At 65.9% G+C, this 12086-nt stretch carries 9 protein-coding genes; 1 reads left to right on the top strand and 8 read right to left on the bottom strand.

Annotated features, from left to right (window positions below):
- The first annotated feature begins 133 nt into the window (after positions 1-133).
- Positions 134-3187, top strand: coding sequence for an ATP-binding protein (locus tag KHO30_RS13560; RefSeq protein WP_211701276.1), 3054 nt, complete (start codon positions 134-136; stop codon positions 3185-3187).
- Here the strand turns inward: KHO30_RS13560 and KHO30_RS13555 are convergent.
- The 8 genes from KHO30_RS13555 to KHO30_RS13520 all read right to left on the bottom strand — a co-directional run bounded on the left by KHO30_RS13555 (position 3184) and on the right by KHO30_RS13520 (position 12041).
- Positions 3184-4950, bottom strand: coding sequence for a response regulator transcription factor (locus tag KHO30_RS13555; RefSeq protein WP_211701275.1), 1767 nt, complete (start codon positions 4948-4950; stop codon positions 3184-3186). The two genes, KHO30_RS13560 and KHO30_RS13555, sit on opposite strands and share 4 nt — an antisense overlap.
- Before the next feature lie 192 nt (positions 4951-5142).
- A complete protein-coding gene (locus KHO30_RS13550) occupies positions 5143-5541 on the bottom strand; it encodes a DUF3331 domain-containing protein (protein ID WP_200652276.1) in 399 nt (132 codons plus the stop codon).
- Between the two features lie 2 nt (positions 5542-5543).
- Entirely contained in the window at positions 5544-6134 is a 591-nt protein-coding gene (locus KHO30_RS13545; RefSeq protein WP_244864028.1) for a helix-turn-helix domain-containing protein, read from the bottom strand.
- A gap of 114 nt (positions 6135-6248) precedes the next feature.
- A complete protein-coding gene (locus KHO30_RS13540; RefSeq protein ID WP_054035276.1) occupies positions 6249-6653 on the bottom strand; it encodes a Ros/MucR family transcriptional regulator in 405 nt (134 codons plus the stop codon).
- A 250-nt stretch (positions 6654-6903) separates the two neighbouring features.
- Positions 6904-8421, bottom strand: a complete 1518-nt coding sequence (locus KHO30_RS13535) for an MdtP family multidrug efflux transporter outer membrane subunit (RefSeq protein WP_093639946.1) — start codon at positions 8419-8421, stop codon at positions 6904-6906.
- 6 nt (positions 8422-8427) lie between these two features.
- Positions 8428-10626, bottom strand: coding sequence for an FUSC family protein (locus KHO30_RS13530; RefSeq protein WP_211701273.1), 2199 nt, complete (start codon positions 10624-10626; stop codon positions 8428-8430).
- Positions 10623-11714, bottom strand: coding sequence for a multidrug transporter subunit MdtN (mdtN, locus tag KHO30_RS13525; protein ID WP_211701272.1), 1092 nt, complete (start codon positions 11712-11714; stop codon positions 10623-10625). Before mdtN ends, KHO30_RS13530 begins: the two co-directional genes overlap by 4 nt.
- A gap of 42 nt (positions 11715-11756) precedes the next feature.
- Positions 11757-12041, bottom strand: a complete 285-nt coding sequence (locus KHO30_RS13520; protein ID WP_093639955.1) for a YtcA family lipoprotein — start codon at positions 12039-12041, stop codon at positions 11757-11759.
- Positions 12042-12086 lie beyond the last annotated feature (45 nt).

Genomic DNA, 12086 nt, shown 5'->3' with positions numbered 1-12086 from the left:
AAGGTGTTCGAAATCCGGAGGGGTGATTTTCTGGTCCTGATTGTGTAATGAAATGCTCCACTCAGCATGACCGACAGGCGCAGTATAAAATCGCGGCAACCAAGTCGGGCTGCAGCTCCATCGGAGAACCTAGGTGATCGATTTCCCACCCTTTCGGCTGGATCGAGTGAATCGATGCGTCTGGCAATGCGCGCCCGACGGCACGAGCCGCAGGCTCACGTTGGCGCCACGCGCCTACGACATGCTGCAATACCTGATCGACCATGCCGGGCGGCTCATCACGCACGAGGAATTCCTCGATGCCCTCTGGCAGAACGTGCATGTTCAGCCCGAAGTGCTGAAGGCTCACATGCTGACCATCCGCACCGCGCTCGGCGACGATCCCGCACGTCCAAGCTTTATCGAAACCCATCGCGGCCGCGGCTATTGCTTCATTGCGCCGCTCTCCGCCAGTTCCAGCAACGGCCCGCGCGAGGCGGACCAGCGCAGCCATGGCGGGTTTGTCGGCCGCAAGCAGCAACTGAACCGCTTGAAGGCGCTGTTCGATGAGGCACGCAATGGCGCATCGCGCATCGTGTTCGTGGCGGGGGAACCTGGCATCGGCAAGACGACGCTCGTCAATCGCTTCCTGGACTCGCTCGATGGCAATGCCACGGTGTTGACGTCGCTCGGGCGCTGCGTCGAAGGTTATGGCGGCATCGAGCCTTACTACCCGGTGCTCGACGCGCTCACCCAACTGACCCGCGGCGAAGCGGGCCCGATGATCACCCGCACGCTCGTGTCGATCGCGCCGACCTGGGCGCTCCAGATGCTGGGATCGGTGCCGCAGCAATACCGCGCCGAACTTCAGCATCAGGTGATCGGCGCGGCGAGCGGGCGCATGCTGAGGGAGATCTGCGAATTCCTCGAAGCGCTCTCGCTGGAGCGGCCGCTCGCACTGGTGTTCGAAGACCTGCACTGGTCCGATTATTCGACGGTCGACATGCTCTCCGCGCTTGCCCGCCATCGTAGCGGCGCACGTCTGATGGTCATCGCCACGTACCGCCCGGAAGACGCCGAACTTGCGCAACATCCCTTGTGCCGGCTGAACCGCGATCTGGGCTTGCAGAAGCTGTGTCACGACATCGTGCTGGAACCACTGAGCGAAGGCGCCATCGCCGAATATCTGACGGGCGGCCCGCGCGATGTCAGGCCCGATAGCGCGAACGGCTTCGCCCAGCTGGTGCGCGAGCGCTCCGGCGGCAACCCGCTCTTCATGGTCGCAACGCTCGATCACCTGGTCGAACAAGGCATCGCGCAATCGACGCCCGAGGGCTGGAAGCTGCATCTGTCGCCCTCGGAAGTGCGGCTGGAAGTGCCGCTCACATTGAACCAGGTCATCGAGCATCGCATCCAGCGGCTGAACTACGACCAGCAACGCGCGCTCGAAGGCGCGAGCGTCGCCGGCCTCGCGTTTAGCGTCATCACCGCGGCGCCGGCCGCCGGCTTGAGCCAGGAGCTGTTCGAAGATATCTGCGAGGCGCTCTGCCGTCAGGAAAGCTTTATCCGGCGCGAGCCGTCGTCTGCGCTCGAGGACGGGTTCGCCGCGAGCACCTATGCGTTCCGCCACACCATGTACCGGCAGACCTTCTACGAGCGGCAAGGACCGCTGCGCACCATCCGCTCTCATCTGCGCGTTGCCGAAGCGCTCGAGGCGCTGTTCGCACCCGAGGAGCGCGGCGGGGTCGCCGCCGAACTCGCCCAGCACTTTGCCGCCGCGAAACGCTGGGAACGTGCAGTCGGCTATCTGCGCATTGCGATCCAGACGGCGAAGAAGCGTCTCGCGTACAACGACGCGCTCGCGGTCCTCGACCGCGCGCTGATGTTCGCGGCGAACCTGCCCACTGAAGCTCGCGCGGCGGCGGAAACGGAATTCCTCGAAGGGCGGGCGTCGATCTTCGCGGCGGCCCACGATTCCCGCGCGCGGGAAACCTGCGAGCAGCTCGCGGAACGTGCCGCGCAGCACGGCCTGATCGATATCCAGAGCCGGGCGCTGATGAGCCTCGCGTACACGTATAGCTGGCGCGACCAGTTGCGCTGCAGCCAGATCATCGGCGAAACGCTCGCGCTTAGCGACCGGCAGACCGACCCGCAGCAGCAGGCCCGCACCCGCATCAGCTGCTACGTTTGGCGGATGTGGGTGCGCGGCTGGTGCGCCGAAGACATCGCGCGCTGCGAAGCCGCGCTCGTCCCCCTGCGCGCCGGTGACGATCCCTACACGACCGCCTGGTCGCTGTGCGAATACTCCATGGTCTTGCTCGTGTCGTCGCACTACCAGGAAGCGCAGGACACCATCCTCAAAAGTTACCGTTTCCTCGTCGAGAACGACGAAAACCGCCCCGAGTTCAACATGGCGCGCGCCACCTGGATGGTGCATCTGGGTGTGCCGTGGACGCAGCTCTATCTCGGCGACTTCGACCGCGCGCAGCGCGAGTTCGACAAGGCGATCGCGATGTTCGCGCACAACGGCAACCCGTACGGCGCGGACACGCTCACGCTCTATCGCTGCTGGGTGCAATTCCACGCAATGGATTTTGACGCCATGCTGCAATCCTGCACGCAGGTGCTGGCGGGCAAGTCGCCCGAACCGGGCAGCGGCAAATCGATCCTGCCGGCCGAATACCGGCTCTGCCTGCTGCTGACCGGGCTCGCACAGCTCGGCCTCGGCGATACGCGCGCCGCACGCGACGCGCTCACGCAGGTGATGCAGCGAATGGACGCGCTGCCGGTGATCTTCGACTGGTACTGGCGTCTGCCGCTCGAATGGGGGCTCGCGGGCGCCGCACTGGCGGACGGCGATCTCGACGCTGCGATCACGCATGCCGACCGTCTCGTCAAACTGGCGACGTCGATTGAAGAACGCACGTGGCAGGGTTTCGCGTGGGAGACGCGCGCGCGGGTTGCGTGCGAACAGGATGATGCAACCCATGCGTTGCACTGCGTGCAGCATGCGCTCGACGCGACTCAGGGTTACCAGACGCCGCTCGCGAACTGGCGTATCCATCGCACAGCGGCCCGCGCCTGCGAGTTGGCCGGCGACATGCAAACGGCCGACTACCACGCAGCACTCAGCAAGACGATGAAAGACGCACTCGCGGCAAAGCTGCCGTCGGGCCATCGTCTGCGCGAGACGTTCGAAGCGGGTTAGTCACCGGCGTGCCCGCACGCGGATAGCCGGACGAGACCCAGGCGGCTCGCCAGCGTCACCGCTTCGATCCGGTTCCTCACCGACAGCTTCGAGTAGAGATGCTTGGCGTGCGACTTCACTGTCTCGGGCGCGATGCACAGCCGGATCGCAATCTGCTTGTTGGTCAGCCCGCGCCCCATCAGTCCGATGATCACGCGTTCACGTTCGCTCAGGCCCATGGCGGCCACGGACCGTGCGATGTCCCGTGCCGTATCGCTCGCCGGTTGCGCATGGGCGGCGCCACGCCGGCGTCGCGACATCAAAGCGCCTGCATAGGGAAGCAGCTCGCGGACGTCGCCTGCGGGCACGATCGACCCGCGCGCCATCCCGTCGATCAGCTTCGCCACGCGCTCGCTGCAGTCAACGAGCGTTTGCTGCAGTCCCGCCGAAGCCCCCTGCTTGAGCAGCGTGACGAGCGCCTCGACCGCGTCGTCTCGCAGACCGGCGACCAGCAACGCTTCGATCAGCAATAGCGCGATGGTCACCGCGCCGTATCGGTCACGCCTTAGAACGGTATCGCTATGGAGCTGCCGCAGCGCTACGAGATCGATCGCGGCGGATACCTCGATGGGTGCCTGAGGAAACGCGGGAGCGCATGCTGATGAATGCGTCTTTGCGAGCGCAAGCCGCGCCTGCGCAAGTACGTGGTAGCGCGCGATCTCGAAGCGCGCGCTGCTGCTCGCGGCGCCGCATTGCCCGGCCAGCACGGCGAGCCGTTGTGCGCAGAGCGCCGCCTCGTCGAGGCGATCCGCACCCGCGTGGATCTCGACCTGCTGCGCGAGGCTCGCCGCGCGCAGCCGCGGCCAGTTGCGCTTGATCCCAAGCGCGTCCGCCTCGGCCAGCAGCAGGAGCGCTTGTCCCGGTTGCCGCCGGTTCGCGGCGATGCGCGCAAGCAGTCCGTAAGCGCGCACCGCGCCTTCGATCGCACCGCCCTGCCGGATTCCCGGCAACCGTGCCGCGACCAGCGCCTCGCTCTCGTCAACACGGCCCTCCTCGTACAGCACCTGCGCCATCACGCAGGCGGGCAGCGCGTCGATTGTCGCCGGACCGGCCCCGAAACGGCGCGCGACATCGAGTGCGTCATCGGCCAGCAGGCGCGCGGCATTGAAATGCATCTGGGCGAATTCGACCGCGGCATCGAGCGCAATGTCGAGCATCGTGGTGACCGCGCGCAGCCGGCCGGGCTGAGCGTCCGGCGCGCGGCGTTCCACCGCGTAGAAACTCTCGGGGTCGCCGAGGCGCAAGTAAGCGCAGCGGCACACCGTCAGCGCGACGTGCGCGGTGGGTGTTGCGGTGCCGAGCCGCAGCGCGGAAAGCGCAGCGGCCAATGCGGCCCCCGCGTCGTCCTGCAGTAGGAGCGCCGCAGCGCGCACGGCCGCGATCTCGCAACGCACCGCAACGGCAACCGGGCCAGTTAGCGGACCGACCTGCCCTTCAAGCCGCTGCGCGCTCAGCAGCGCTTCGGCGGCCTCGCCGCGGATCACCATCTGCCACGCGCGCGCCAGATCCAGATGGATGCGCGCTACACTGGCTGCAGGCCGTTCCCGGCCGACGCGCGCGAGCGACTGAAGTTCGGACCGAAGTTCGTCGGCAAACACCGGCGTGGGCGGCACGACATGAAGCGCCCGCGTCACGAGGGCATCGGACTGCCCTCGCGGCGGCGCCGCGCGGGGTTGAAGATGCCCCGCTTCCTGATGAATTTCGCAGACCCATGCCTCGTTCATTCCTCGCTCCGTCGGACACCTGATCGTCACAATCGCTGGACGAACGCAGTACCGTCCAGACTAGAGATGACCGTCCGGAAAAGCGTGATGATTCGGTTCTTTTTTGGTAAAGGATGGGTTGTTGCCCGGTATTGCCCGGACTGAAACTGAAACGAAAGCAATCAATACCGGGATTTGTAATGCAGCCGGCGATCAACCGGGTGAGACGCGTTCGACCTCGGAGGCCAGCATCATCGCGGTCGCGTTGACGGGCCTCGGCCGCCCCTGGCGCGGACGATAAACCACGTCGCCGGCCTTGATCGGCGCACCCGACAACGCGCAGCGGCCGCGCCGCCTCGAGACGCCCACCCGCCACAACTGGTCGCCGTAGCGGCAGGACGTTGCATCGCACCAGTAGACGACCACTACCTTTGTCGACAGGCGATCGAGCACCCGTACTACGCATTCGCGGCACGCATCGATTGGCGCGCCCCGCACCTTTGCCGCTTCGACGCGCGGCGCCAGCCGGCTCGCGGCCCACTCCCACGCGCCCCCATCGAGCAGGCGCAACGCGGCGCACCAGCATGCATCATCCGCCAGGTCGGTCTGCATGATCAAGCTCCTCTGTCGCCACGGCGCGGGTCGATAGCCACCGCCGGCTCCACGATCGGCTCCTCGTCCCGCATGCGGGTTCGCCAACTGTTGGGCGGCTCGCCGACGATCCGCCCGAACACGGTCGTAAAGTGCGCATGCGATCCGAAGCCACAACTGAGCGCGACGTCGAGCACGCTGAGCGCCGACGAGCGTAGCAGCATCTGGGCATGCTCGATCCTGCGCCGTAGCAGATACGCATGCGGCGAATAACCGGTTGTCGAGCGGAACTGCGCGGCGAAATGCATGCGGGTGAGTCCGGTGCTGGCGGCCACATCGGCTAGTCCGATCGGCTGCGCGAGATTCGCTTCGATAAAGTCGAGCGCGCGCCGCAGACGCCACTGCGGCAGCGACGCCGCGCGCCGCGTGGACGGCCGCGTTTGCTCAGTGGCCTGCGCGACGAGGCGAGCGACGATCGCGTCGCAGGCGCTGTCCGAGTGGAGCCGATGAGACGCGTCGGCGACCCGTTCGGCTTCGTCGAGCGCGGTCTCATCGTCGGCGGCGAAGTCTGCCGGCTCGTTGCCGCACGCTGCATTGAGTCTCCGCGTGAACATGTGCGCCTCCGCAGGGTGTAAGTCGACGGACCCTATCTTGCGCAGTCTGGCGGCGGCGCAACATCCCCTCATTGGGTGAGTACGACGGGAGCGGCATCCCTCATTCGTACGATCTTAGGCACCGCGACGCGGTTTGATTGCGCCGGCGGGATGGCGCTTCGCAATCGACGAACGCAGCGCGGAATAGGCCGGCGCGACCATCGGATAGTCCGCGGGCAGGCCCCACTTCGCGCGGTATTCGTCGGGGGTCATCGCGAAGTGGCGCTGCAGGTAGCGTTTGAGCGACTTCAGCTTGCGCCCGTCTTCGAGACAGACGAGATAATCGTCGCGCACCGATTCCTCGATCGGCACCGCCGCCCGCTGCCGCGCGGCCGGTACCGACGTCGTGTGCAATGCGGCCAGCGCCGCGTACGTGCTCCAGATGAACTCCGGCAAGTCGTCTGCCGGCAACGGATTGCACGACACGAAGCTCGCCACGATTTCGGCGGTGAGCTCGATCAGATTGATGTCCTGCGTCACGACCGGCCTCGACGAGTCAACGGCTCCGGGTAGAGCAACGGCGTTGCCCGAAGTGGCGTACGGATTTCCGAAGCATCATGATTCTTCATGACCTGGCTCCATGGCAGACGGGTCATCGGTCGCGTTAGCGTTAGCGTCGGCGTTTGCATCAGCGTTTGCATCGACCAGCACGGCGGTCCATCCCCCGACAGAGGGGCGACACGCTCGTGCGGGCAACCGGCAGCATTAAAGAAACCGCCCTGCTCGCCGCCTAGGGCTTGTTCGTGCTGGCCGACTCCGCCGGCAGGTCGTCGCTGCGATAGCCGCCACCCAGCGCACGAGTCAGCACGATGCCCGCTTCGATTTCGTCGCCGGTCAGTTGCACGAGTTCGAGGCGTCCAGCGATGACCGGCGCCTTCGCCTGCATCGCGCTCGTCCTGTCGCCGAGGCCGGTCTTGTAGCTCGCCTCGGCACTGTCGCTCGCAAAGCGCAACGCGTCGATCCGGTCACGCTGCAGATGCGCGCGGTGATCGAGGTCGTCGATCGCGCTGCCGCTCTGCGCGACGTCGCGCACCGCGTCGAGCACGGCCTGGTCGTACTGCTCGATCAGCGTGTTGCTCGCCGTGCGCGCGCCGTGCAGGTTCGCGTTCAGGCGGCCACCGTCGAAGATCGGCAGCGTGAGGCCGGGAATGAGGTTGATCTGCTGGCTCGAATGCAGGAACAGGTCGCGCATTCGCAACGCGTTGAAACCGAAGAACGCCGTGATGTCGAAGCTCGGGTAGAACGCGGCCTTCGACGCATCGATCTTGTCGAACGACGCCTGCACCAGCCAGCGCATGGCCTGCAGATCCGGGCGCCGCGCGAGCAGCTCATACGATAGCGTCGACGGCAGTGAGGCCGACGGCGCCGGCAAGGGCACCGGTGCGATTGCCGGCAGATCGTCGGGACCGACGCCCGCCAGCGCGCGCAGGGCTTCGCGTGCGTGGACGATCTGCTCCTCGCTCGAGGCGATCTGCTGGTCAATCGCGAGCACCTGCGAGCGTGCCTGGGCGGTCTGGGTCAACGCTTCGAGGCCGCGTTCGTGCCGCGCCGATCGCGTATCGAGTTCGAAGGCGCGCACTTCGCGAAGCTGGCGCAACAGATCAATGCTCGCGTAAGTGATCTGGATGCTGTAGTAAAGCTGCGCGACGCCTGCCGAGAGTTCCAGCTCGGCCTGCGCCGCCTCCGCGCGCCGTGCGTTCTGCTCGCCGATCGCCGCACGCACAAGGTCGCGCTGCTTGCCCCAGATGTCGATGTCGTAGTGCGCGTCGACGCCCACCAGCCCGGTCCAGTACCACGGCCCAAACGCTCCGATCTGCGGGTCGTGCGACGCGTACGCGCTGAGGAACCCGTGACCCGAGACATGCTCGCGATCGGCTTCCGCGAGCGCGGACATCTGCAGACCGGATCCCGCGCGGATCAGTTCGACTTGCGCATGAGCTTGCGAGACGTGCTCGCGCGCAATGGCGAGCGAAGGCGCGTGCGCGAGCGCCTGATCGACGAGCGTATTGAGCTGCGGATCGTGATACTGCTCCCACCAGCGTGCCGACGGCCAGCCTTCGTTGGCCAGATGGATGTCGTCGGCGAGACGGATCTGCTGCGGCGTGATCATCGCGGCCGGCGGACTATCGTGGTGAATGATCGCGCACGAGGCGAGCCAGGGCAGCGCGAGCGACGCGAGCCAGTGGTTGAACAGTCGTGCGCTCAGTAAGCGCGGCAGACGGCGCAGGATGAGAACGAAGTGCGTCATCGCCGATCACCCCGCACTCGCAAATTCGCCGGACGCACGTTCGTCGGGCAACCAGCGTGGCAACCCGGCGAGCGCCGCATCGATCCGTTGCGCGAGCCGCTCCAACGTTTGGCCGCCTGCGGTCTCCACTGCCCCTGCCGGCGGCAGCGTGGCGCGCAATCCACTCGAATCGAGCCGCGTCGGCGTCATCGCGGCCGATGGCTCAGCCACGAGCTGTGACGCGTATCGCTCCAGCGCATCCGCGACATCCGACTGAAACTTCTCTGCGCGCTCCATCGGTGCGCCTGCCGACGCATTGATCATCGCTTCATGGTGAAACGCTTCGAGCGCGACAAGCATCGCCCGGCTCTGCGCGAGCACCGTCTGCGACAACAGCGTGATACGTGATGTCTCCCCCTCGCGCCAGTCGGGTTCGAGCGCGACACGCGCGAGCGCCATCTCGCAATCGCCGACCATGGTCCACGCTTCAACCACCGCTGCAGAATCCGTCGCGCGTGGGCCGCTCTGCACCGCCTTCGCCTCGATGCGAGCCAACGCCGCGATCTTGCGCAATATCGACGTCAGTTGCGCACGCAGGCCATCCGATTCGCGCTCCGGCCACATCGACATCTGGATAAAGGTGGCCACGCCGACACCCAGAATGATGCCGACGATCCGGTCGCGGATCTCAGTGAGATCCGACGGCGGTGAGAACGATTCGAGCAACGCCAGCGCAAACGTAAACATGATCTGGATTCCTGCATAGGCGCTCCGCTCAGATCCCGCCGCCACCCAGGCGCCGAGCGCGATCACGGGCAAACTCATCAGCAGCAGCCCCGTCACGCTTTCCAGTTGCGGAATCACGAACGCGACCATGAACAGCGCCAGTGCACTGCCGATCAGTGCACCGGTGATCCGCAGCACGCCCTGGCGGCTCGACGCGCCAAGGCTCGGCAGCGCGACCACGAGACATGTCAGCATGACCGTGTGGATACCCGGCCAGTTCACCGCGTTGTAGAACACGTAGCAGATCAATACCGAGAACAGCGTACGCAGCGCGAAGCGCGCGTAACGCGGATTCGCGAAGATGTCGGGTTCGGGCTGCGCTGTAGGAGCCGCCGCTGTCGTCGCTTTTGTCGCCTGCTCCTCTTTCGCCTCTTTGGCCGCTGCACTGCCGGCGGCCGCGTCTTCCGGCGGCGGCGCGACAGCGCCCCGCGTGGCCTCGGAGAACACGTTGAGCGCACGTTGCATCGCGTCGAGCGCGGGTATCGAGGTCAACACCGGCGCCTCACGCGATGCGCCCCAATGCCGCCATTGCAGGTTGTCGCCGATCGCGTGTTCGAGCGACACGAGTTCGTCCTGCACCACGCGGATGGCATCGATCTGCCCGGCGTCGTGCGCGACTGCATGCTCGGGCAGCACCGCCGCAGCTTCGAAAATGCGCGACACCACGGTCACGCAGGCCAACCACGCCGAGGCATCTTCCTCGCTGTAGTGGTGACGCATGGTCGAAAAGCGCAGCAGCTTCTGCAACGTGAGGGCGGCGCGCTCGAGATCGAGCGCGCCGATGCGCACGGCCGGCGCATTCGCGTCGATCATGATCGCGAGCCGCGCACGGGCCGTCGCGAGCTGCCCTTGCATGGCGGCGCGCAACTGCTGCTCCGGTTCGGCCGGCAGAAACAGCGTGTTGATGATCAGCGACAGCACAACTGCATAGTTGACCGCCACCCACACCCACAGACACGCACGCACCAGCGCTTCCGCGTTATCGGTCCGATCGGCAAAAGTCTGCGCGTAAATCACGATCAGCGAGACGAGAAAGAACACCAGCCCCAGTTTCGCCACGGCCCGCATCATATAGGCGCTGCAAAAAAAGATGGCGCTTGCGACGACGATGCGCAGCAGCGGATAGTCGAACGTCAGCTTGAAGACGCCGATGATGCAGGCGATCGCGCAGGTCGTGCCGATCACGGCCAACAATGCGACGAGACGGGTCAGCACGATGTTCGACTGCGTGACGAAAAAAACCGCGATCAGCGACAACGCCACCTCGGGCACCCGCAAGGTCATCGACACGATTAGCACGATCGCGCAGCCGAGCACGCTGCGCATGGTCAGGTTGGCGCGCCCAGGAAACGCGCCAAGCTCCGAGCGCAGAAAGCCTGCCAGTTGCCCGAGCGGCCGCGGCCAGGCGAGATGACGCCCGACACCGTCGAGCCCACTCATGACGGCGCTCCGTTAGGCGTCGCGCGATTGTCACGATCTTCGCGACGTTCGGGCTGCAGCACGGCGACCGCGGACGTGCCGATCCGGAACATCTGCGGATCGGGGTGATCGACCAGGATCTTCACCGGGAAACGCTGTGAGACGTGCACCCAGTTGATGCTGCGTTGAATACTCGGCAGACCGTTCGCGGTGCCGCTGCCGTCCTGCGGATCGACGCCAAAGCCGATCGAGTCGACCGAACCGCTGAAACGGATGCGCGTATTGCTCATCAGGTAAACGGTCGCGCGGGTGCCGGGCCGGATGTTGCCAAGCTCGTTCTCGCGGAGATTAGCGATCACGTACCAGTGCCGCGTATCGATCAGCGTGAAGACGGGCTTTTGCGCGGACACGAATTGCCCAACGGACGTGCGCAACTCGACGACGCGGCCATCGAACGGCGCGCGCACGGTCGCGTACTCCAGGTTGAGCTGCGCCGAGGAGATTTCAGCCGTCAGCACCGCGCGCTGCGCGACGAGCGCGGCGACGCTGCTGACCGCCGCCTGCGCCTCGCGGGCCTGCGCTTGCGCCGCAGCAAGCTCGGCGAGCGCCGAGCGTTGCGTGGTGCGCGCGCGATCCAGATCGTCGGCGGAAACGTAGCCCTTGCCGATCAGCGGCTCCATTCTCGCCAGCGTATCCCCCGCCTGCTTCGCGGCGGCCTGGGCCCGTGCGACTGACGACTTCGCCGCCTCGGCACTGAATCCTTGTGCATTGACGGTGCGTTGCGTCAGCGGAATCTGCGCATCGAGTTGCGCAAGCGCCGCCTGGGCGCGCTGCAACGCGAACTGATACGGCCGCGGGTCGATCTCGAACAGCAGATCGCCCTGCTTCACCGCCTGGTTGTTGCGCACCGCGAGCGTCACGATCTTGCCGCTGACTTCGGGCGAGACGCCGATCGTATCGGCGTACGCATAGGCGTCGTCGGTGCGCGGCACAGTATCCACGCGCCAGATCACGGCGATGATCGCGATCACGGCCAGCACGATCAGCAGGATGGCGGGCCAGGTTCGCGGACGCTGCTTTCCTGCGTCCGTGCTTTGGGCAGCAGTCATGGTCACACGATCAGCTAAAGGTTAAAGGGATCATCAAAAGCGTTAAAGGTTGAAGCCTGCTACCCAGAGCGCGATGGAAAACAGCACCGTCAGCGCCGGATAGACGATCGCGGGCGGCGTGAGCCAGGCGCCGCGGCCGCTTCGCGACAGCAGCACGTGCACGCATACCACCAGCAGCACGCCGCCCACGATACAAAACAGCCAGTCCGGAAAATACGCGCCCAGCACGCCGACCGACGGCGCGTCGCTACACGCTGTCAGCGTCAACGTCGCGCACGACATCAGGACCGTCCATCCATGGCGCCTACGGCGCACACCACTCGACATCGCCGTCTCTCCCTGATGGCAGGCAATGAAGCATTACGACTCAAC

The organism is Paraburkholderia aspalathi (assembly GCF_905220735.1).
Lineage (GTDB): Bacteria > Pseudomonadota > Gammaproteobacteria > Burkholderiales > Burkholderiaceae > Paraburkholderia > Paraburkholderia aspalathi.
The sequence above is the reverse complement of the archived record's forward strand: the minus strand, read 5'-3'. Positions and strand labels throughout refer to the sequence as shown.

Excerpts from the sequence above, each read along its gene's own strand:
- KHO30_RS13530 (WP_211701273.1), bottom strand. The coding sequence starts at position 10,626 with ATGAGTGGGCTCGACGGTGTCGGGCGTCATCTCGCCTGGCCGCGGCCG.
- KHO30_RS13535 (WP_093639946.1), bottom strand. The coding sequence starts at position 8,421 with ATGACGCACTTCGTTCTCATCCTGCGCCGTCTGCCGCGCTTACTGAGC.
- KHO30_RS13545 (WP_244864028.1), bottom strand. The coding sequence starts at position 6,134 with ATGTTCACGCGGAGACTCAATGCAGCGTGCGGCAACGAGCCGGCAGAC.
- KHO30_RS13555 (WP_211701275.1), bottom strand. The coding sequence starts at position 4,950 with ATGAACGAGGCATGGGTCTGCGAAATTCATCAGGAAGCGGGGCATCTT.
- KHO30_RS13550 (WP_200652276.1), bottom strand. The coding sequence starts at position 5,541 with ATGCAGACCGACCTGGCGGATGATGCATGCTGGTGCGCCGCGTTGCGC.
- KHO30_RS13520 (WP_093639955.1), bottom strand. The coding sequence starts at position 12,041 with ATGTCGAGTGGTGTGCGCCGTAGGCGCCATGGATGGACGGTCCTGATG.
- mdtN (WP_211701272.1), bottom strand. The coding sequence starts at position 11,714 with ATGACTGCTGCCCAAAGCACGGACGCAGGAAAGCAGCGTCCGCGAACC.